This window comes from Mesorhizobium sp. ES1-4 (assembly GCF_020164745.1).
Classification (GTDB): Bacteria; Pseudomonadota; Alphaproteobacteria; order Rhizobiales; family Rhizobiaceae; genus Mesorhizobium.
Map to the genome: position 1 here is coordinate 241,570 of NZ_JAIUGV010000002.1, position 21,195 is coordinate 262,764.

Annotated in this window: 15 protein-coding genes and 1 tRNA gene; 9 read left to right on the forward strand and 7 right to left on the reverse strand. The window is 63.2% G+C overall.

Translation table 11 applies throughout. The annotated features are described in order from the left end of the window. Positions 1–91 precede the first annotated feature (91 nt). Both LB556_RS04800 and LB556_RS04805 read left to right on the forward strand, forming a co-directional pair. The gene (locus tag LB556_RS04800) at positions 92–1,042 is read left to right on the forward strand and encodes an SPFH domain-containing protein (RefSeq protein WP_127278883.1); all 951 of its coding nucleotides are present in this window, start codon (positions 92–94) and stop codon (positions 1,040–1,042) included. A gap of 20 nt (positions 1,043–1,062) precedes the next feature. Continuing rightward, positions 1,063–1,527, forward strand: coding sequence for an NfeD family protein (locus LB556_RS04805; RefSeq protein ID WP_224564631.1), 465 nt, complete (start codon positions 1,063–1,065; stop codon positions 1,525–1,527). Between the two features lie 62 nt (positions 1,528–1,589). Here the strand turns inward: LB556_RS04805 and LB556_RS04810 are convergent, their stop codons facing one another. After that, on the reverse strand, positions 1,590–2,591 hold the full coding sequence (locus tag LB556_RS04810; RefSeq protein WP_224564633.1) for an SIS domain-containing protein: 1,002 nt from the start codon (positions 2,589–2,591) through the stop codon (positions 1,590–1,592). Between the two features lie 145 nt (positions 2,592–2,736). On the opposite strand from LB556_RS04810, the gene LB556_RS04815 reads away from it, so the two are divergent. Next, complete coding sequence (locus LB556_RS04815; protein ID WP_224564635.1) at positions 2,737–4,512, forward strand: outer membrane beta-barrel protein; 1,776 nt, start codon at positions 2,737–2,739, stop codon at positions 4,510–4,512. A gap of 79 nt (positions 4,513–4,591) precedes the next feature. Here the strand turns inward: LB556_RS04815 and galU are convergent, their stop codons facing one another. Continuing rightward, positions 4,592–5,497, reverse strand: a complete 906-nt coding sequence (gene galU / locus LB556_RS04820; protein ID WP_263485091.1) for a UTP--glucose-1-phosphate uridylyltransferase GalU — start codon at positions 5,495–5,497, stop codon at positions 4,592–4,594. Between the two features lie 210 nt (positions 5,498–5,707). Here galU and LB556_RS04825 point away from each other — a divergent pair, with 210 nt between their 5' ends. Both LB556_RS04825 and LB556_RS04830 read left to right on the forward strand, forming a co-directional pair. Then, on the forward strand, positions 5,708–6,931 hold the full coding sequence (locus LB556_RS04825) for a lytic murein transglycosylase (protein ID WP_224564637.1): 1,224 nt from the start codon (positions 5,708–5,710) through the stop codon (positions 6,929–6,931). A 32-nt stretch (positions 6,932–6,963) separates the two neighbouring features. Beyond that, the gene (locus LB556_RS04830) at positions 6,964–8,193 is read left to right on the forward strand and encodes a DUF459 domain-containing protein (protein ID WP_224564639.1); all 1,230 of its coding nucleotides are present in this window, start codon (positions 6,964–6,966) and stop codon (positions 8,191–8,193) included. A gap of 114 nt (positions 8,194–8,307) precedes the next feature. On the opposite strand, the gene LB556_RS04835 is transcribed toward LB556_RS04830, so the two are convergent. Further along, positions 8,308–9,762, reverse strand: a complete 1,455-nt coding sequence (locus LB556_RS04835) for a glutamate synthase subunit beta (RefSeq protein WP_224564641.1) — start codon at positions 9,760–9,762, stop codon at positions 8,308–8,310. 141 nt (positions 9,763–9,903) lie between these two features. Next, positions 9,904–14,637, reverse strand: a complete 4,734-nt coding sequence (gene gltB, locus LB556_RS04840; RefSeq protein ID WP_224564643.1) for a glutamate synthase large subunit — start codon at positions 14,635–14,637, stop codon at positions 9,904–9,906. A 474-nt stretch (positions 14,638–15,111) separates the two neighbouring features. On the opposite strand from gltB, the gene LB556_RS04845 reads away from it, so the two are divergent. Continuing rightward, complete coding sequence (locus tag LB556_RS04845) at positions 15,112–16,164, forward strand: threonine aldolase family protein (protein ID WP_224564645.1); 1,053 nt, start codon at positions 15,112–15,114, stop codon at positions 16,162–16,164. A 76-nt stretch (positions 16,165–16,240) separates the two neighbouring features. Here the strand turns inward: LB556_RS04845 and LB556_RS04850 are convergent, their stop codons facing one another. Beyond that, the gene (locus tag LB556_RS04850; RefSeq protein WP_027142918.1) at positions 16,241–16,708 is read right to left on the reverse strand and encodes an Hsp20 family protein; all 468 of its coding nucleotides are present in this window, start codon (positions 16,706–16,708) and stop codon (positions 16,241–16,243) included. A 478-nt stretch (positions 16,709–17,186) separates the two neighbouring features. Between LB556_RS04850 and LB556_RS04855 the strand changes: the two genes are divergently transcribed. Beyond that, a complete protein-coding gene (locus LB556_RS04855) occupies positions 17,187–18,164 on the forward strand; it encodes an alpha/beta fold hydrolase (RefSeq protein ID WP_224564647.1) in 978 nt (325 codons plus the stop codon). A gap of 28 nt (positions 18,165–18,192) precedes the next feature. Here LB556_RS04855 and hisN read toward each other — a convergent pair whose 3' ends face one another. Beyond that, positions 18,193–18,966 (reverse strand): histidinol-phosphatase, encoded by a 774-nt coding sequence (gene hisN, locus LB556_RS04860; RefSeq protein ID WP_224564649.1) that lies wholly within the window; start codon positions 18,964–18,966, stop codon positions 18,193–18,195. Positions 18,967–19,277: 311 nt separating this feature from the next. Next, a complete protein-coding gene (locus LB556_RS04865; RefSeq protein WP_224564651.1) occupies positions 19,278–20,219 on the reverse strand; it encodes an N-formylglutamate amidohydrolase in 942 nt (313 codons plus the stop codon). 162 nt (positions 20,220–20,381) lie between these two features. Between LB556_RS04865 and cpdR the strand changes: the two genes are divergently transcribed. Both cpdR and LB556_RS04875 read left to right on the forward strand, forming a co-directional pair. Then, positions 20,382–20,744 carry a cell cycle two-component system response regulator CpdR gene (gene cpdR, locus LB556_RS04870; protein WP_006199474.1) on the forward strand — a complete coding sequence of 121 codons (363 nt, stop codon included), beginning with the start codon at positions 20,382–20,384 and terminating at the stop codon, positions 20,742–20,744. Positions 20,745–20,858: 114 nt separating this feature from the next. Next, a tRNA-Val gene (locus tag LB556_RS04875) sits at positions 20,859–20,933 on the forward strand. Positions 20,934–21,195 lie beyond the last annotated feature (262 nt).

A 21,195-nucleotide genomic window follows, 5' to 3' on the forward strand; every position in this document is an offset into this window, starting at 1 on the left:
TGATTGTAACGCTGCTGAAACACACTTAAGTCTTTGGTGAAGTCGGCGGCGCGGGAATGGCTTGCGCAACCTGCTTCTGAGGGAGAGCCAAATGGATTTCAGTGGTTTCGATATTGCGGTCGTTGTTCTGGTCGCGCTTGTCGTGCTGGTGCTGTTCAAGGGCATCAAGACAATTCCGCAGGGGTACAACTATACCGTCGAACGCTTTGGTCGTTACACCAAGACACTGAGCCCCGGCCTCAACCTGATCACGCCGTTCGTCGACCGCATCGGCGCCAAGATGAACATGATGGAACAGGTGCTCGACGTTCCGAGCCAGGAGATCATCACCCGCGACAACGCCATCGTCGGTGTCGACGGCATCGCTTTCTACCAGATCCTCAATGCGGCACAGGCCGCTTATCAGGTTGCCGGCCTGCAGAACGCCATCCTCAACCTGACGATGACCAACATCCGTACCGTCATGGGTTCGATGGACCTCGATGAATTGCTGTCCAACCGCGACGCCATCAACGAGCGCCTGCTGCGGGTCGTCGACGAGGCGGCACACCCATGGGGCATCAAAATCACCCGCGTCGAGATCAAGGACATCAACCCGCCGGCCAACCTCATCGAATCGATGGGCCGCCAGATGACCGCCGAGCGCAACAAGCGCGCGCAGATCCTGGCCGCCGAGGGCCTCAAGCAGTCGCAGATCCTCGAAGCCGAAGGCCGCAAGGAAGCCGCCTTCCGCGACGCCGAGGCGCGCGAACGCTCGGCCGAGGCAGAAGCCCGCGCCACCCAGGTGGTGTCGGAAGCGATTTCCAAGGGTGACGTGCAGGCGCTGAACTACTTCGTCGCCCAGAAATACACCGAGGCCCTGACCAGGATCGGTTCGGCCACCAACAGCAAGGTCGTGCTGATGCCGCTGGAAGCCTCGTCGCTGATCGGCACGCTTGGCGGCATCGGCGAAATCGCCAAGGAAGTTTTCCGAAGCGAAGGCACGACCGGCGCGCAGCGGCAGGCGGCCCGCCCGCCGGTGGTCCGCCCGAGCGAGAATTGAGATCGCAGGAGGTTACTCCCATGCTCGATCGCATCGTTTTTGAATTGGGCCCGTGGAACTGGATGGTCCTGGGCTTCGTGCTGCTGGTGGTAGAGGTCGTCGCGCCGGGTTTCTTCATGCTTTGGATCGGCATCGCCGCTCTGATCGTCGGCGCGGTGTCGCTGCTGGTCTGGGATGCCGCCATCTGGACGTGGCAGGTCCAGGTGCTCCTGTTCCTCGTGTTGTCGCTGGTTTCAGCCTTTGCCGGCAAGAAACTCATGGGCGGACGCGACCAGCCAACCGACCAGCCGCTGCTCAATCGCCGCGGTGCGCAGATGGTCGGCAAGATGGCAACGCTTGCCGAACCGATCCGCGACGGCCGCGGCCGCATCAAGCTCGGCGACACGCTGTGGCGCGTCTCCGGCCCGGATCTGCCGGCCGGCACCCAGGTGCGTGTCACGGCCGCTGCCGACACCGATCTGGAATTGACGGTGGAGGCGGTCTGAATTCTTTTTGACGGCGCCAACGAGAAAGGTGTGTTGAGATTCAGGTCAGGGTCTCGACACGCCTACGCGGCGCCGATGCGCAGCAGGTCGTGGAAATGCACCACGCCCAGCGGCATGTTGTTTTTGGTCACCACGAGCGCACCGATATTGTGCTCGTTGAGGAGCGCGATCGCCGTACCGGCAAGCGTCTGCGGATCGACCGTCTTGGGCGTGCGGGTCATCACCTCGTCGACGATGACATCGGCCAGGTTGCGATGCAGGTTGCGCGCGACGTCACCGTCGGTGATGATCCCGGCCAGCTCGCCATTGGCGTCGACGATCAGGACGCAGCCGACCTTCTTTTGCGACAGCGTCATCACCGCCTCCGGCATCTTTGTGCCGAGTACAGCGAGCGGCATCTGCTCGCCGACCCGCATGATCTCGGAGACCATGGTCAGGTTGGCGCCGAGCTGGCCGCCGGGGTGGAAGGTGCGGAAATGGTCCGGCGTGAAGCCGCGCGCCTCGAGCAGCGCGATCGCCAGCGCATCGCCCATGACCAGTTGCAGCAGCGTCGACGTCGTCGGCGCCAATCCGTGCGGACAGGCCTCGGGCGTACGTGGCAAAAGCAGCACGATGTCGGCCGCGCGCGCCAGCGCCGATGTCTCTCCGGAGGTCACGGCGATGAGCGGGATAGAGAAGCGTCGGGAATAGGCGACGATGCCCATCATCTCCTTGCTCTCGCCCGACCACGATATCGCGACGATGGCATCATCCCTGGCGATCATGCCGAGATCGCCATGATTGGCCTCGACGGGATGGACGAAAAAGGCCGGCGTGCCGGTCGAGGCCAGCGTCGCCGCGATCTTCGAACCGATATGGCCGCTTTTGCCGACACCGGTGATGATGAGCCGCCCTTCGATCTTCGAGATCATCTCGACGGCCTGGGCGAAGGGTGCTGCCAGTCCGTTCTCGAGCGCGTCGGCAAGGGCCGCGATCCCGGCCTGTTCGGTTGTCACGGTTCTCAGCGCCGATTCGATCGACGCTTGCCTGTCCAGAGGCTTCTTATCGAGAGGTCTCGCACGCATGGATGATGCGATTAGCGCTTTGCCGCCGGCCTGTCCAACGGAAATGGCTTCCCGCCGATGGCGCGCCGCCTCAACCCTCCGTTAACCATCCCCATTTACGGTTCGGTAAGTATGGCGCGCGTGCGCCGCGCAAGCAGTGGTGGCGATGTCCGGGGCCCAGCCAGAAAAATTGAGGGGACGACAGGGCAAGGCGATATGCGCCTTGCTGCTGGCGACCAGCATCTTTGCCTTGCTGCGTCCTGCGCCCCTCCATGCCCAGGAAACGGAACTGCGTGGAGAGGTATCCGAATCGGCGATCCTGTCCGACCAGCAGCGCAAGGCGAGAAGCCTGGTTCTTGCCCAGCAAGCGGCGGCCAACGCTGCCGCGCAGGACAACGCGCCGGCGCGCATCTATCTGCCGGCCAGCGCCGGCGCCGTCCCTGACGACACGGACGCCGCGAACTCGACTGCCAGCGTCTTCGACCCGCCCCAAGCCAGCGACGATGCCTCCGCCGACGCACCCACACCGCCCAAGCCGCGCCGCGCCTCGCCCGCGAGGCAGAATGCGGCTGACAAGGCAAAGGACAAGGCCGCCGACAAGTCGAAGAAGAAAAAGAACACCACGGCGGCCACGGATCCAACCACCACCGCCACGACGGCGACAACGGACGACACCGGCAGTATCGCGGCCGACCAGGAAGCAGCCAATCGCCGTGCACTCACCGTCGACAGTGAGGACAGGCAGAAACTCGACGCCGGCGCCGAGCGCACCGCTGCAATCGAGGGCCACAACAAGAAGCCAGAGGACGATCCGTTCGCCGCCGTCGGCGTCAAATGGGGCTCATTCGTCATCCGGCCGACCATCGAACAGGGGCTGACGGCCACGACGAACGGCGATTCCAGCAGTGCCGGCACATCCGCGCTGCTGTCAGAGACGGCGCTGCGCTTCACCGCCGCTTCCGACTGGCGCGAAAACTCCGCGACGATCGATGGTTATGGCATTTTCCGCGAAACCGTGTCCGGCTACCCGGTCCATGATGCGCAGGGCCGTATCGAAGGCCAGTTCAACGTCGATCTCGACAATGAACTGCGCGCCATCGCCAAGCTCGGCTACGAAGCCGTGCCGGAATCCGCGTCTTCGCCCGATGCCATCGCCGGCGTCAGCACCCAGCCGCTGCGGCAGACGATCGATGGCAGTATCGGCGTCGAGAAGGCGGTCGGCAAGATGCAGTACACCTTGACCGGAGCGGTCTCGCACGACTTCTACGGTGACGCCAAGCTCTCGGACGGCACCTCGCTGTCGCAGAAGGATCAGGACAACACGCTCTACACCGCAACCTTGCGCACCGGTTACGAGATTTCTCCGGCGCTCACGCCCTTCACTGAAATCGAGGTCGGCCGCCGGACCTACGACCAGCGCATCGACAATGAGGGCTTCGAACGCTCCTCGACGCGCCTCGGCGCCCGCGCCGGCCTGCAACTCGACATGGGCGAAAAGCTGTCGGGTGAATTCTCGGCCGGCTGGCTGAGGGAGGCGATCGACGACAAGAGCCTGGAGCCCATTTCAGGCGCCACAGTCAATGCCGATCTGAAATGGTCGCCCGAACGCGGCACCACGATCAGCCTGACGGGCAAGACCACCGTCGAGACCACGACCACATCAGGTGAAAGCGGCGATATCCTCTATTCTGGCCGGCTGACGGCCGAACGCCTGGTCCGATCCAATCTCACCGCGAATGCGGCTCTGGGGCTGGACTGGCGCGACTATGTCGGCATCGACGGCCATGACAGGATATTGAGCGCCGAGGCCGGGCTGACCTGGTGGCTGAACCGCTACGCGGGCCTCACCACCCGGGTGCGAACCGAAAAACTGACCAGCAACCTGCCAGGCCGCGACTACACCGCCAATAGCATCTACCTCGGCGTGAAAGTGCAGCGCTGAAGGCGTGCGCGCCAAGGGTATGTCAGATCCGGGTCAAGCGGCCCTTCGCGGGGCCACATCACCCGAATATCGGCATATTCTAAAATGCCGCCCCGCGGCGCTCGGATGGCTTCATCTCGTCGAGAAGCGTACGGATGACGCCGGCCATGCTCTGGTTCATGTCCTTGCGCCATAGCGCGAAGGCGACATTGGCCTCGACGAAGCCTTCCGGCGAACCGCAATCGAAGGTGCGGCCCTTGTAGTGGTAGCCGTAGAAGGCCTGCTGCTTCTCCAGCTTCAGCATCGCGTCGGTGAGCTGGATTTCGTTGCCGGCGCCCTTTTCCTGGCCCTCCAGGATACCAAAGATTTCCGGCTGCAGGATGTAGCGGCCGTTGATATAGAGGTTGGACGGCGCCGTGCCGGTCTTCGGCTTTTCCACCATTTCGGTGATGCGGAAGCCCTGATGCGTGTCTTCGCCACGCCCGACGATGCCGTATTTATGCGCTTCTGCCGGGTCGCATTCCTGCACGGCGATGATGTTGTTGCCGGTTTCCTCGTAGAGCTCGACCATTGCCTTGGTGCAGCTCTTTTCCGACTGCATGATCATATCCGGCAACAACAGCGCGAACGGCTCGTCGCCGACCAGTTCGCGGGCGCACCAGACGGCATGGCCGAGACCCATCGGCACCTGTTGGCGGGTAAAGCTGGTCTGGCCCGGTGCGGGCTGCAGCCTCTGCAGGCGGGCAAGCTGCTCGTCCTTGCCGCGCTGTGCCAGCGTGTCATAGAGCTCGAACTGGATATCGAAGTGGTCCTCGATGACCGCCTTGTTGCGGCCGGTCACGAAGATGAAATGCTCGATGCCCGCCTCGCGCGCTTCATCGAGGACATATTGGATGACCGGCCTGTCGACGACGGTCAGCATCTCCTTGGGAACAGCCTTGGTGGCCGGGAGAAACCGCGTGCCGAGACCGGCCACCGGGAAAACTGCCTTGCGAACTCTCTTCATGCTTTCAATTATCCGTTTGCTGGCCGGCTCCGCAATCCCCGTCTGGCGACATTTTCACGCCGGAATTGAAGATTACTGAGCGTGTTAGGGAAACTTCCACCGGCTAAAGCATCGAGGTGTCTTTTCGTTCCAGGCGACACCTATGGTAAACCAATTCCTAACCCGGTTCGGCGATGAATGGTCTTTCCTGAGACAGAGAAGGAGGAAAAGATGTCCGTTCGCAATGCCGCAAAACGTGTTACCAGCGCCATGACGGCAGCCAGCCTCTCGCTCGCTTTATTGATGCCTGCCGGGCCGGCCTTCGCCGACGCCGGTTTCCGGCAATGGGTCGCCGGCTTCCGCGCCACCGCCGTGGCGGGCGGCGTTTCCGGCGCTGTCTACGACCGGGCCTTCAGCGGCTTCAAGGAAGCCGACCCAGTGGTGTTGGAGAAGGCCCGCACGCAGCCCGAATTCACCGCCCCCGCCTGGGACTATTTCGACAACCGCGTCCATGACCAGTCCATCGCGGTCGGGCAGCAGATGGCGCAAAAGTGGAAACCATGGCTGGACAGGATCGAGGCCAGGTTCGGCGTCGACCGATATGTGCTGTTGGCCATCTGGTCGATGGAATCGAACTACGGCGAAATCCTCAAGCGCGACGACATCATGCGCAATGTCATCCGTTCGCTGGCGACACTGGCCTATGGCGATTCCAAGCGCTCGAAATATGCCCGCACGCAACTCGTCGCCGCGCTGAAGATCCTGCAGACCGGCGATATCGACGAAAGCCACCTGATGGGCTCCTGGGCTGGCGCCATGGGCCAGACCCAGTTCATCCCGACCAGCTACCAGCACTATGCCGTCGACATGGACGGCAACGGCAAGCGCGACATCTGGAATTCCATTCCCGATGCGCTGGCGACATCAGCCAATCTGCTGAAGAAGAATGGCTGGCAGGCCGGCAAGACCTGGGGCTACGAAGTCGCGCTGCCGGCCGGCAAATTCCCAGCCGGATCGAGGACGTTGGCGCAATGGCAGGCGCTCGGCGTGGTCCGCGCCAGCGGCAAGCCGTTCAAGAATCTCACTGACAAGGCGACGCTGAAAGTGCCGGACGGTCGTGGCGGGCCGGCCTTCCTGATGATCAGGAATTTCTCGGTCATCAAGGCCTACAACAATGCCGACAAATACGCGCTCGCCGTCGGTCTGCTTGCCGACGAGATCGCCGGCGGCAACGGCCTGGTGCAGGACTGGAACCGGCCCTTCACCAAGCTCAGCTTCGAGGAACGGCAGGAGCTGCAGAAGCGGCTTTCCCAGCATGGCCTTTATGATGGCAAACTCGACGGCAAGATCGGCGACGGCTCGAAGACGGCCATCATGGCCTATCAGGCAAAGGTCGGCTTGACCCAGGATGGCTATCCGAGCATGGAAGTGCTGAAATGGCTCAGGCAAAAATAGGCCTGACGGCGCGTTGAACAGGGAGGGAGCGATTGGTTTGGCCTGCGCGCATCGGGACGTTCGTTCGTCGCATGCCGGTGCTCATCCTGGCCTTCGCCGTGCTCGCCATTGCCGTGGCCGGCGCCATGCATGCCCCGGCCATGGCGCAGGAGCAGCCGCAGCAGAGCCGGGGCTGGTCGTTGCGCGACCTCCTGTTTCCACGCCGCGGCGAGCGCGTCGAGCCGCCGCAGGACGTTCAGCAGGCGAAGCCTAAGCCGAAGAAAAAACCTCGTGCGCCTCGCCCGCCCGTCGAGCCAGCAGCGCCCGTTGTTGAAAAAACGCCGGACGCCCGGACCGTCCTCGTGGTCGGCGACTTCATGGCGGCCGGCCTCGCCGAAGGTCTGGACGATGCCTTCGCCGAGAACGCCGGCGTCAGGATCGTTGATCGCACAAATGGCTCGTCGGGGTTCGTGCGCGACGATTTCTATGATTGGCCCGAACAGATCAAATCGCTGCTCGATACCGAAAAACCCGCCGTCGTGGTCGTCATGCTGGGGTCAAACGACCGCCAGCAGATGAAGGTCGGCGACGTGCGCGAGCAGCCACGCTCGGAAAACTGGACCAAGGAATACGAGCGCCGTACCGATGAGTTCGCCAACGCACTCGCAACCGCCAAAGTGCCTTTCCTGTGGGTCGGGATGCCGGCCTTCCGGGTGTCGAACATGACCTCCGACATGCTGGCCTTCAACGATATCTACCACAAGGTCGCGGAGAGCCATGGCGGCGAATTCGTCGATGTCTGGGATGGCTTCGTCGACGAGAACGGCGCCTTCATCACCAACGGCCCCGACATGAACGGCCAGCCCGTGCGGCTGCGCGCCGATGACGGCATCAACGTGTCGAAGGCCGGCAAGCGCAAGCTCGCCTTCTATACCGAAAAGCCGCTGATGAAGATCCTTGGACTTGCCGCGCCAGGAAGCGTGGCGCCGGCCGTAGCGCCGGCGGGCGCCCCCGTCGAAGCACCGGCTCCGGCGGCCGCGCCCATCGTCATCGATCGCACCCAACCGATGCTGCTCAACGATCCCGCGCTCGACGGCGGCACCGAATTGCTCGGCGCCGCCCCGCCGCCGAAGGCCAATCCAGCTCTTCCCGGCGAAAGGCTGGTGATCGAGGGCAAGGCGCCGGAAGCTTCGCCCGGACGCGCCGATGATTTCTCCTGGCCGCCGAAGGCAAGTCCGGCAGCCACAGCGGCCGCCGACACCACGACAGCCATCACCCCTTAAATCGTTGTTTTGCGCAACTCCGGATGGAAAACCGTACACACTTTTCCTGGAATTGCTCTCTAACTCTTTGTTTTCACGCAATTCCGGACGGAAAACCGCTACGCTGGAATTACTCTAACGCGGCAGGACGGTCGTCCCCATCAGCGCCTCGTCGATCGAGCGCGCCGCCTGGCGGCCTTCGCGGATCGCCCAGACGACGAGCGACTGGCCGCGGCGCACGTCGCCCGCCGCGTAGAGGCGGTCGACGCTGGCCCTGTAGTCGCGGTCGTTGGCCTCGACATTCCTGGAGCGGCGGCTGTCGGTGGTGATCTTCATCTCACCCTCCAGTTCCGCCGCGACACCTGCCATCGCCGGCCCGGCAAAGCCGATGGCTATGAAGGCGAGGTCGGCGCGGATGACGAATTCGGTGCCGGGGATCGGCTTGCGCTTCTCGTCGACCTCGCAGCACTTGACGCCCGTAAGCTGGCCTTCCTCGCCGATGAATTCGAGCGTCGCCACCTGGAATTCGCGCTCCGCCCCTTCGGCCTGCGAGGACGAGGTGCGCATCTTGGTCGCCCAGTAGGGCCAGACGGCGAGCTTGTCTTCCTTCTCGGGCGGCTGTGGGCGGATGTCGAGCTGTGTGACGCGCACGGCACCCTGGCGGAAGGCGGTGCCGACGCAGTCGGAGGCGGTGTCGCCGCCACCGACGACGACGACATGCTGGCCGCCGGCGATGATCGGATGCGACGGCCATGCCACGGACTGGATAGGCTCACCGCCGACGCGCCGGTTCTGCTGCACCAGATAGGGCATCGCGTCGTGCACGCCGCCGAGATCGTCGCCGGGAATACCGGCGGCGCGCGGCGTTTCCGAACCGCCGCAATAGAGCACCGCATCATGTTCGGCGAGGAGTTCCGCGACAGGCTTGTCGACGCCGACATTGACACCGCAATGGAAGCTGACGCCCTCGCCCTGCATCTGTTCGATGCGCCGGTCGATATAGCGCTTCTCGATCTTGAAGTCGGGAATGCCGTAACGCATCAGTCCGCCCGGACGGCTTTCGCGCTCATAGACATGCACGTCGTGGCCGGCGCGGCCAAGCTGCTGTGCGGCCGCCATGCCGGCCGGGCCGGAGCCGATGATGGCGACCCGCTTGCCGGTCTTCTTTTCCGGCGGGTAGGGCCTGATATGGCCGGTCTCGTAAGCCTTGTCGGCGATCGCCTGCTCCACCGTCTTGATGGCGACAGGGATATCCTCGAGGTTGAGCGTGCAGGCTTCCTCGCAAGGCGCCGGACAGATGCGCCCGGTGAACTCCGGGAAATTGTTGGTCGAGTGCAGGTTGCGGATCGCGTTGTCCCAGTCCCTGTTGTAGACGAGGTCGTTCCAGTCGGGGATCTGGTTGTGGATCGGACAGCCGGTCGGCCCGTGGCAGAACGGAATGCCGCAATCCATGCAGCGCGCGGCCTGTTTCTCGACCTCCTTGTCCGACATCGGCAGCGTGAATTCGCGGAAATGCCGGATGCGGTCGGAGGCAGGCTGGTACTTGTGCACCTGCCGGTCGATTTCGAGAAAGCCTGTTACCTTGCCCATAGTCCAGTTCCTGCTGTCCAGATGGTACGGATTTCGCCGCACCCGTTAACCTCTTGAGGCAGCCATGGCAACCTTGCGCCCGAGGTCAAACTGTCGATGAAGGTGGGCCGGGAAGCCTGGGCTCCCCGGCAATTGCAAAGTCTATTCCGCGGCAACGCCCATGCGCATGCGTTCCATCTCGATCAATGCACGGCGATATTCGACCGGCATGATCTTGCGGAACTTCGGCCGGAATGTCGTCCAGTCGTCGAGGATTTCGCGACCGCGCACCGAGCCCGTATAGTGCACATGGTTCGAGATCAGCTGGTAGAGCCGTTCCTCGTCATGGCTGGTCATATCGCCCGACACGTCGACGCGGCCCTTGTGGTCTAGGTCGCCGCCGTGGTGCAGCAGCTTTTCCATGAGATCGTCTTCTTCCGGAACCGGCTCCAGCTCGACCATCGCCATGTTGCAGCGCTCGGCGAAATCGCCTGCTTCATCAAGCACATAGGCGACGCCGCCCGACATGCCGGCGGCGAAATTGCGGCCGGTTTTACCGATGACGACGACAACGCCGCCGGTCATGTATTCGCAGCCATGGTCGCCGACGCCTTCGACGACAGCCGCCACACCCGAATTGCGCACTGCGAAGCGCTCGCCGGCGACACCGGCGAAATAGGCCTCGCCCTCGGTCGCGCCGTAAAGCACGGTATTGCCGACGATGATGGAGTCGGCGGCGACGATCCTGGCCTCCTGCGGTGGCCGGATGACGATGCGCCCGCCCGACAGGCCCTTGCCGACATAGTCGTTGCCGGCGCCGACGAGTTCGAACGAGATGCCGCGTGCCAGGAAGGCGCCGAACGACTGACCGGCGGTTCCGGTGAGCTGGACCTGGATCGTGTCCTCGCGCAGGCCCTTGTGCTTGAAGCGCTTGGCCACCTCACCCGACAGCATGGCGCCGGTCGAACGGTCGACATTGCGGATGTCGACCTCGATCTTGACCGGTTGCTTCGCCTCCAGCGCGGGCTTGGCCAGTTCGATCAGCTTGCGGTCGAGCACATCGTCGATCGGGTGCTTCTGGCGCTCGGTCCAGTGCACCGCTTCATGCGGCGCGTCGGGCTTGTGGAACATCTTCGAGAAGTCCAGCCCGCGCGCCTTCCAGTGTTGGATCACGTCGCGCTTTTCCAGAAGATCGGCGTCGCCGATGATCTGGTCGATATGGGTAAAGCCCATCTCGGCGAGCAGCGCCCGCACCTCTTCCGCCACGTAGAAGAAGAAGTTGATGACGTGCTCGGGCGTGCCCTTGAAGCGCTTGCGCAGCACCGGGTCCTGCGTCGCCACGCCGACCGGACAGGTGTTGAGATGGCACTTGCGCATCATGATGCAGCCGGCCGCGATCAGCGGTGCGGTCGAGAAGCCGAACTCGTCGGCCCCGAGCAGCGCGCCGATGATGACGTCGCGCCCGGTGCGCAGGCCACCATCGACCTGCAGTGCCACTCTGCTGCGCAGGCCGTTCAGCACCAGCGTCTGGTGCGTCTCGGCAAGGCCCATTTCCCACGGGCTGCCGGCATGCTTGAGCGAGGTCAGCGGCGACGCACCCGTGCCACCATCATAGCCGGAGATGGTGATGTGATCGGCACGCGCCTTCGCAACGCCCGCCGCGACCGTGCCGACGCCAACCTCAGATACCAGCTTGACCGATACGTCGGCCGCCGGATTGACGTTCTTCAGATCGTAGATCAGTTGCGCCAGATCCTCGATCGAGTAGATGTCGTGATGCGGCGGCGGCGAGATCAGGCCGACGCCCGGCGTCGAATGCCGGACCTTCGCGATGGTGGCATCGACTTTGTGGCCGGGCAGTTGGCCGCCCTCGCCCGGCTTGGCGCCCTGCGCCACCTTGATCTGCATGACATCCGAATTGACGAGATACTCCGCCGTCACGCCGAACCGTCCCGAGGCGACCTGCTTGATCGCCGAGCGCTCGGGGTTCTTGCCGCCGCCAGGCAGCGGCAGGTAGCGGTCGGCCTCTTCGCCGCCCTCGCCGGTATTCGACTTGCCGCCGATCTGGTTCATCGCGCGGGCCAGCGTCGTATGCGCTTCCCTTGAGATCGAGCCGAACGACATCGCCCCGGTCGAGAAGCGCTTGACGATCTCGGCCGCCGGCATGACGTCGTCGAGCGCGACCTTCTTGCGCCCGCTCTCGTCCGCCAGCTTGATCTTGAACAGGCCGCGTATGGTCTGGGCGCGCGCCGTCTCGCTGTCGATCTGCGCCGAATAGTCCTTGAACGTCTCCCACGAGCCCTGGCGCACGGCGTGCTGCAAGGTGGCGACCGCGTCGGGGGACCACATATGCGCCTCGCCACGCATGCGGAACAGATATTCGCCGCCGACTTCCAGGCTGTTGCGCAGCACCGGATCGCTGCCGAAACCGTCCGTGTGACGGCTGACGGTCTCGCCCGCGATTTCATCCAGCCCGACGCCTTCGATCAGCGTCGCGGTGCCGGTGAAATATTGTTGCACGAAGTCCGACTTCAGCCCGATGGCATCGAAGATCTGCGCGCCGCAATAGGACTGATAGGTCGAGATGCCCATCTTGGACATCACCTTGAGGATGCCCTTGCCGATCGACTTGATGTAGCGCGACACCACCTCGTAGGCGTCGACCTCTTCAGGCAGTTCGCCGCGCTTGTGCATGTCGAGCAGCGTATCGAAGGCGAGATAGGGATTGATCGCTTCCGCGCCGTAGCCGGCAAGGCAGCAGAAATGATGCACCTCGCGCGGCTCGCCGGACTCGACGACCAGGCCGACCGCGGTGCGCAGTCCTTTGCGGATCAGATGGTGGTGCACGGCTGCCGTTGCCAGCAGTGCCGGGATGGCGATGCGGTCCGGCCCAAGCTGGCGATCGGACAGGATGATGATGTTGTAGCCGCCGGCAACCGCCGCCTCGGCCCGCTCGCACAGGCGTTCGACAGCACCCTGCATGCCGGCAGCGCCTTCGCTCGACCCGTAGGTGATGTCGATCGTCTTTGTATCGAAACGGTCCTCGGTGTGGCCGATCGAGCGGATCTTTTCCAGATCGCCATTGGTCAGGATCGGCTGGCGCACTTCGAGCCGCTTGCGGCGTGAATTGCCGACCAGGTCGAAGATGTTCGGCCGCGGTCCGATGAAGGACACCAGGCTCATCACCAGTTCCTCGCGGATCGGGTCGATCGGCGGGTTGGTGACCTGGGCGAAATTCTGCTTGAAATAGGTGTAGAGCAGCTTCGACTTGTCCGACATCGCCGAGATCGGCGTATCGGTCCCCATCGAACCCACCGCTTCCTGGCCGGTGGTCGCCATCGGCGACATCAACAGCTTGGTGTCTTCCTGGGTGTAGCCGAACGCCTGCTGGCGATCGAGCAGGCTGACATCTTTGCGCAGCGCGCGTGGCTCGACCGGCTTCAGATCTTCCAGGATGAGCTGCGTGTTGCCGAGCCAGGTCTTGTAGGGGTGCTTGGTCGCGATCTCAGACTTGATCTCCTCGTCGGGAACGATGCGGCCCTTGGCAAGGTCGATCAAGAGCATGCGGCCGGGCTGCAGCCGCCACTTCTGGACGATCTTCTCCTCCGGCACCGGCAGCACGCCGGCTTCCGAAGCCATGATGACGCGGTCGTCATCGGTGACGATGTAGCGTGCCGGGCGCAATCCGTTGCGGTCGAGCGTGGCGCCGATCTGGCGTCCGTCGGTGAAGGCGACTGCCGCCGGCCCGTCCCACGGCTCCATCAGCGCCGCGTGGTACTCGTAGAAAGCCTTGCGGTCGGCATCCATGAGCTTGTTGCCGGCCCAGGCTTCCGGGATCAGCATCATCATGGCGTGGCTCAGGCTGTAGCCGCCCTGGAACAGGAACTCGAGCGCGTTGTCGAAGCACGCCGTGTCGGACTGGCCGTCATAGGAGATCGGCCAGAGCTTCGAGATGTTGTTGCCGAACAGCTCTGAATCGACCGAGGCCTGGCGCGCCGCCATCCAGTTGTTGTTGCCGCGCACCGTGTTGATCTCGCCATTATGCGCGACCATCCGGTAGGGATGCGCCAGCTTCCACGACGGGAAGGTGTTGGTCGAGAAGCGCTGGTGGACGAGGATCAGCGCGGTTTCGAAGCGCGGGTCCTTGAGGTCCTTGTAGTAGGCGCCGACCTGATAGGCCAGGAACATGCCCTTATAGACGATGGTGCGCGCCGACAGCGACACGCAATAGGCGCCGATGTCCATGTTGTCGTTTTCGGCATAGATGCGGCCCGAGATGACCTTGCGCAGCAGGTAAAGCCTAGCCTCGTATTCCTCGTCATCGGTGATATCGGTCGTACGGCCGATGAAGACCTGCCGGTGGAACGGCTCGGACGCGACGATGTCAGGTGCCTTCGACAGCAACGAATTGTCGACCGGCACGTCCCGGAATCCGAGCAGCGGCAGCCCCTCGGACTGCGCCGATTCGGCGATGATCTCTTCGACATGGGCGCGAAGGACGGCATCCTGCGGCATGAACCAGTGTCCGACGCCATACTGACCTACCGGTGGCAGCTCGATACCCTGGGCCGCCATCTCCTCACGGAAAAAACGATCCGGAAGCTGCACCAGCACGCCGGCGCCATCCCCGACCAGCGGATCGGCACCGACGGCGCCGCGATGCGTCAGGTTCTCGAGCACGGCAAGCCCATCCATGACGATCTGATGCGACTTCACGCCTTTCATGTTGACGATGAAGCCGACGCCACAGGCGTCATGCTCGTTGCGCGGGTCGTAGAGTCCCTGGGCGGCCAGGCCGCCGGTGGTCGCGCGATTTTTGATGGAGGTATTTTTGACGGCAGCCGCTTTCGTCTGCGCGGCCTGGCCGTTCGTCGCAGAGAGCGTCAATTCCGTCATGGTCTTATCCTCCGTTCCGTGTCCCGTCGGGCGCTGGTGGGCCTCGGCGAGCACCTGGACTCGCCTTTCATTCTTGCGGCACGTCTTGCGAAATCGCCGAACCAAGCGGCGCGCCGCTGGCTCACATCCGGTATCGTACAGGCCAGAACTGGTCCGTCCACCTGTCGCTCGCGGCAAAAGCCGGAGTGGCCCGAACGATACGCCAATCCAGCCTGTTTTGTGCGACAAAATAAGACAGCACTACTGTCCTAAATTTTTATGACAGAAATCCTGGACCCACACAAGACCGATTCACAAAAAACTTGGCCGCGCCGCGACACAAAATTTCGCGGGACGATTACAAAACGTAAGCTTCGGTCTCCGAAGGCGCCGCGTGCCCGACGCTGGCTTTACCTGTTTTCTTGTACCTGGCCCTTGCGGGAGGGTCATGAAAGCGATCAAGGTCCCGACGATTTTCCCAACACAGGCAGACACATGTTCTTCGTTTCCGACAATTGGGCAGGCGCCCACCCAAGCATTTCAGCCGGCCTCTCGGCTCATGGCGCGGGCTTCTCGACCGCTTATGGCGACGGTGCCCTCGACCAGGCCGTCTATCGCCGCTTCAGCGAGATATTCGAACGCGAGGTGGCGGTGTTCTTCGTGGCGACCGGCACCGCCGCCAATTCGCTGTCGCTGACGACCTACAACAAACCCGGCGGCATTTCCTTCGCCCATCGCGAATCGCATGTCATCGAGGACGAATGCGGCGCGCCGGAATATTTCTCCGGCGGCGCGCGGCTGCACGCGGTCGATGGCGCGCTGGGCAAGGTCGACCCGCACAATCTGGACAGGGCGATCGGCCGTTTCGCCGGCGAGGTGGTCCATTGGGGCCGGCCGATGGCCGTCTCGATCACTCAGTCGACCGAGGTCGGCACCGTTTACGGCTTGGACGACATCGATGCGATCTCGGCCATCGCCAAGCGCCATTCCGTGCCATTGCATATGGACGGCGCCCGCTTTGCCAACGCGCTGGCCGCGCTCGAAACGACGCCGGCTGAAATGACCTGGAAACGCGGTGTCGACATCCTGTCCTTCGGCGGCACCAAGAATGGCTGCTGGTGCGCCGAGGCGATCGTGCTTTTCGATCTCGACCGCGCCAAGGAATTGGCGTTCCTGCGCAAGCGTGCCGCGCAGCTGTTTTCAAAGTCGCGTTTCGTCGCGGCGCAGTTCGGAGCCTATTTCAAGGACGGGCTGTGGCTCGACACAGCGCGCCATGCCAACGCCATGGCCGCGCGCCTGGCGGCGGTGATCGAGGATTCGGCCGCGGCCAAGCTCGCCTGGCTGCCGCAGGCCAACGAAGTCTTCGCGGTGATCAGGAAGACGGAAGCCGAGAAGCTGCAGGCGGCTGGCGCGGCCTTCTACGACTGGCACAGGCCGCACGGCTTCGACGGCCATATCGGCGAGGACGAGATGCTCTACCGCTTCGTCACCAGTTTTGCGACGACCTCGGAGGAAGTCGACCGCTTTGGCCAGTTGATCGCCGGCTAGCCGATATTCCCGACAACAAAAAAGCGGCGCCTTTCGGCGCCGCTTCCGTCTCGGGAGGAGACTTGAACTAGCCTTGTTAGGCTGCAGTCTTGGCCTCGATCTGCTTGGCTTTGGCCGGAGCCGAGGTGATCGCGATCTTGCGCGGCTTCAGCTCTTCGGGAATGTTGCGCTTGAGATCGACGAAGAGCAGGCCGTTCTTCAGCGCGGCGCCGACGACTTCAACGTGATCGGCAAGCTGGAAGCGGCGCTCGAAGGCCCTGGAGGCGATGCCTCGATAGAGCAGTTCCGAACCTTCACCGGTGCCCTCGTCCTTGCGCTCACCCTTCACGGTCAGCACGTTGCGGTGGGCCTCGATCGAGATTTCGTCGTCCGAGAAGCCGGCGACCGCCATCGAGATCCGGTAGGAATCCTCGCCGGTGCGCTCGATGTTGTAGGGCGGATAGGTCTGCGCGCCATCGGGCTGCGCGAGCGAATCGAGCATGGTGAAGAGACGGTCAAAGCCGACGGTCGAACGGTAAAGCGGGGAAAAATCAACGTGACGCATGATGTGTTCTCCTGTTGAGCAACATGGTTTGCGTATGGCCGTGCGAAACCCGTAAGCGGCGTTTCGGGAAGACCAGCGGCCCCGACATTGGCGGCCGCAACCCACATCTGGGGAGCGCTTGAAAGCATTTCAAGTTTCGTTGGCCGGCAAAAAAGAGTGAGGCGGCCAGCCTTTGGATGAACGGCAGATGAACCGGTGCTTCGGCGCCCGTTCAGACAGCCACCGCTAACGTGGCTTTCAAGATCAAAGTTGACGGCGCCTGATCTGCAGAGGTGCCGCATCGAGGCCGAACCGGGTGTTAACGTCCCTTCCTCCCGGATCGACAGGGGCCGGAAGCGCGCTCAAAGCCGCTTCCGGCCTTCCCCGTTGCAGTCCCGATTACCCGGAACGCCTTTGCTTTTAACGCATTGGCGTCTATCACCTTGGCGGGGCCAGCCATCTCGGGCAGGCACGGAAGACGCCGAGCACGAAGCGCCGAATGACGGACATTTTCCACGACACTCCGCTTTTCCATGAAACCGAGGGCAATCCGCGGCCGGAAAACGCCACCGGCGGCTTCCTAACCACGCGCGACCGCAAGAAGATACGTTACGGCCTGTTTCCCCCGGTGGCGCGTCCGATGCGGGGCACCGTGGTGCTGCTCGGCGGCCGCAACGAGTGCATCGAGAAATATTTCGAGACCATCCGCGACCTTGCAGCCCGGGGCTTTGGCGTCGCCACCTTCGATTGGCGCGGCCAGGGCGATTCCGACCGGCTTATCCGCGACCGCCAGCGCGGCTATGTCAGGTCCTTCCGCAACTATACGGCCGATCTGGAACAGTTCTTCGAGGAGATCGTGCTGCCCGATTGCCGCGGCCCGTACTACATCCTCGCGCATTCTGCAGGGGCCGTGATCGCCCTCCTTGCGGCGCCGTCGATGGTGAACCGCGTGCGCCGCATGGTGCTGATCGCGCCATTCCTGACGTTGCCCGACCTGCCGGTCTCGATTGGGACGGTCCGCCGGGTCTGTTCGTTTTTCTGCGCCCTGGGGCTTGGCCGGCTCTACGCCGCCTGGGGTCCACGGCCGAGACACACGCTGCCCTTCGAAGCCAACAAGGTGACGAGCGATCCGCAACGCTATCGTCGCAATACGCGCATCTACGAAGAGTATCCGCAACTGGCGCTTGGCGGCCCGACGATCCGCTGGCTGCGGGCGGCGGCGAAGGCGTCGGAAGCCATCAGCGACCCCGACTTCATGGCCCGCATTCAGGTGCCTCTGCTGATCATCGCCGCCGGTGCCGACCAGGTCGTCTCGACCAAGGCGGTGGAAACATACGCGAGAAATCTGCGGCTCGGTTCGCTGCTGATGATCGACGGCGCCAAGCACGAAATCCTGCAGGAAGTCGATCTCTACCGCGAACAGTTCCTCGCCGCCTTCGACGCCTTCATCCCTGGCTCGGACGACCCGAGCACCTGACCGGCACCCTTCCATGGGCAGAACTGCATCAGCGGCGCAAGGCAGCCATGGCGGCCGCGTGAAGCTCCGGCGTCGCGGCGGCCAGCACATCGCCGCCTTTTTCCGCCGGCCCCCCGTCGAAAGTGGTGACGACGCCGCCGGCCTTCTCGATGATCGGGATCAGCGCGACGATGTCGTAAGGTTTCAACCCCGGATCGGCGACGATATCGACGCTTCCCGAGGCGATCATGGCGAAGGCATAGCAATCGGTGCCGTAGCGGGCGAGTTGCACCTGTTTCTCGAACGCGTCATAGCGCGTGCGCGCCTCCCCCGTGAACAGCGCCGGCGTGGTGGTGAACAGCGTCGCATCCGCCAGCCTGGTCGTCTTGCGGGTCGAAAGCTTGCGCGGCCCGCCCGGTCCCTCATAGTGCGAGCCGGATTGATTGGCGTAGAATAGTTCGCCGATGAACGGCTGCGACATCATGCCGGCGACAGCGTCGCCATCGACCGTCAGGCCGACCAGCGTGCCCCATACCGGCAGGCCAGAGATGAAGGCGCGCGTGCCGTCGATCGGATCGATCACCCAGACATGCCGGCTGGCCGTGTTTTCGCTGCCATGCTCCTCGCCAAGAATGCCATGGTCGGGATATTCGGCCGATATGAGCGCCCGAATAGCGCGCTCGGCCTCCTGGTCGGCCTCGGTGACCGGATCGAAACTGCCCTTTTCCTTGTTGGCGACCACGCCCTGCCTGCGGAAGCGCGGCAAGGTTTCGGCCGCTGCCGCTTGCGCGATGCGGCGCATGAAATCGATGCTGATGTCCAACTGATTCCCCCGCATTGCGGTCTGTCCGAACCCGGCTCTGCCGCACCCCGTCCACCAAAACAAGGTTTTGACGCCTTGGTCGGCCCGCTCACCGTTGCCCAAATGTCACATGAGCATGACCGGAGCGTGATTTCCACATCACTCTTAATTAAAAAAGCCTGAAGGTCGCTTGACATTTGTGCAGCGCACAATAGGCTTATCCTCGGACAGGTTTTCCTGTCCATGCCCTCCTTGGGCGTTTCCTCCCTAGACTTCGACCGTATCGTGAAAACGATGCGGTCTTTTTTTAAGCTGCGAATCCGGCTGCAGTTTCACTCCGCGGCCAGCGGCAAGTCGATGAAATGATGGTCCGGCATCGCCATCAGGTCGGCTGAAAATCGCGTCAGATCGTCGGCAAGCGCATCGAAGCCGGCGGCTTTCTCGAATGTCCGCTCATTCATGTAGAGCCCACGATTGACCTCGATCTGCAGCGCATGCAGATGCCGCGCCGGGCGGCCGTAATGTTCCGTGATGAAACCGCCGGCATAAGGCTTGTTGTGGGCAACGGTATAGCCCATCGCGGTCAGCAGGCCGATCGCGGTTTGTGTCAACGCCGCGGCCGCCGAGATGCCGAAACGGTCGCCGATGATGAAATCCGGCCGCAGGCCGCTGTCGCCGACACGGATGCTCGCCGGCATCGAATGGCAATCGATCAGCACGGCAAAGCCGAAACGAGCGTGGGTCCTGGTCAAAAGCCGCTTCAGCGTTTCGTGATAGGGCTTGTAGACCGCCTCGATGCGGGCAACCGCCTCGGCGAGCGGCAAGCGGCCCGCATAGATGTCGAGGCCCTCGCCCACCAGCTTCGGCACCGTGCCGAGCCCGCCGGCCACGCGCGCGGAGCGGATGTTGCAGAAGGACGGCACCGGCTCGGCGAACATGCGCGGGTCGAGTTCCCACGGCTCGCGGTTGACGTCGAGATAGGCGCGCGGAAAATTCGCCGCCAGCATTGGTGCGCCCAGCGCCACGGCGCCGCCGAACAGCTCGTCGACATAGCAATCCTCCGAGCGGCGGATTGCGTTGCGGTCGAGCCTTGCCATGGCAAGGAAGCGTTCGGGATAGTAGCGGCCGCTATGCGGTGAATTGAAGAGGAAGGGGACGCGCTGCTCGGCGCCCGACCGGATTTCGAAGGGGGGAAAGACCGAAAAATCCTCGGCTGCCGTCTTCAATTTGAACGTACCCGAAAACACCAGTGCATCATGGCATGAAACTGCCATCTTGCCGCCCGCATGTCCAGTATTTCAGCGGCCGTGCCGCTGGGCAAATGTGGCTCAGGCACGTCCGCGTTCACTTGATGTTTACTCTCACCTCCTCATATACAGGATGGTTAACGGGCCTGCCCCACGGCAGTCTCGGGCGGGTGATTCGGACGGGATATCATGGCACGCATTCTTCTGGCGGAAGACGACGACGATATGCGTCGGTTCCTCGTCAAGGCGCTTGAGCGCGCCGGCTACCAGGTCAGCGATTTCGACAACGGCGCCAGCGCTTATGAGCGGCTGCGCGAGGAACCGTTCTCGCTGCTTTTGACCGACATCGTCATGCCGGAGATGGACGGCATCGAACTGGCGCGCCGCGCCACCGAGATCGACCCCGATCTCAAGGTCATGTTCATCACCGGTTTCGCCGCCGTCGCGCTGAACCCGGATTCCAAGGCGCCCAAAGACGCCAAGGTGCTGTCCAAGCCCTTCCACCTGCGCGATCTCGTCAACGAGGTCGAGAAGATGCTGCAGGCGGCCTGAGCCGCCTTCCGCGGGCTGCCAGCGTCAGTCCACAGCCGGCCGGACGACGTTGTATTTCCTCTTTTCCCGCTATTGACGCGCCGGACCAAAAATGGTGTATGCGCGGCTTCGGATGGGCGTGTAGCTCAGCGGGAGAGCACTGCATTGACATTGCAGGGGTCACAGGTTCAATCCCTGTCACGCCCACCATCCGGTTCCAGGTCTGTAGGTCGCATAGTCCTTGGTGGAACGCGCCAGGGAACGTTCCGAGCAAAATCCTGGGGTCACACCAGCGGCGCTTCGAGTAAGACACTTTCGCGCTAAGGTGACGCCAAGGAGCGGTCGATGACCCGAAGGACTTTAGCGATCTGGGCGGGGGTTCTTCTCACACTTTGGTTCGGCGGACCAGGCCTCCTCGGATTTCGAAGCTGGGAGTGGCACCAAAGACTAGTTCTCGAAGTCAACACGCCAC

Coding starts and splice junctions, on each gene's coding strand:
- LB556_RS04815 (WP_224564635.1), top strand. CDS start 2,737: ATGTCCGGGGCCCAGCCAGAAAAATTGAGGGGACGACAGGGCAAGGCG.
- LB556_RS04845 (WP_224564645.1), top strand. CDS start 15,112: ATGTTCTTCGTTTCCGACAATTGGGCAGGCGCCCACCCAAGCATTTCA.
- cpdR (WP_006199474.1), top strand. CDS start 20,382: ATGGCACGCATTCTTCTGGCGGAAGACGACGACGATATGCGTCGGTTC.
- galU (WP_263485091.1), bottom strand. CDS start 5,497: ATGAAGAGAGTTCGCAAGGCAGTTTTCCCGGTGGCCGGTCTCGGCACG.
- LB556_RS04800 (WP_127278883.1), top strand. CDS start 92: ATGGATTTCAGTGGTTTCGATATTGCGGTCGTTGTTCTGGTCGCGCTT.
- LB556_RS04825 (WP_224564637.1), top strand. CDS start 5,708: ATGTCCGTTCGCAATGCCGCAAAACGTGTTACCAGCGCCATGACGGCA.
- LB556_RS04805 (WP_224564631.1), top strand. CDS start 1,063: ATGCTCGATCGCATCGTTTTTGAATTGGGCCCGTGGAACTGGATGGTC.
- LB556_RS04855 (WP_224564647.1), top strand. CDS start 17,187: ATGACGGACATTTTCCACGACACTCCGCTTTTCCATGAAACCGAGGGC.
- LB556_RS04865 (WP_224564651.1), bottom strand. CDS start 20,219: ATGGCAGTTTCATGCCATGATGCACTGGTGTTTTCGGGTACGTTCAAA.
- LB556_RS04835 (WP_224564641.1), bottom strand. CDS start 9,762: ATGGGCAAGGTAACAGGCTTTCTCGAAATCGACCGGCAGGTGCACAAG.
- gltB (WP_224564643.1), bottom strand. CDS start 14,637: ATGACGGAATTGACGCTCTCTGCGACGAACGGCCAGGCCGCGCAGACG.
- LB556_RS04810 (WP_224564633.1), bottom strand. CDS start 2,591: ATGCGTGCGAGACCTCTCGATAAGAAGCCTCTGGACAGGCAAGCGTCG.
- LB556_RS04850 (WP_027142918.1), bottom strand. CDS start 16,708: ATGCGTCACGTTGATTTTTCCCCGCTTTACCGTTCGACCGTCGGCTTT.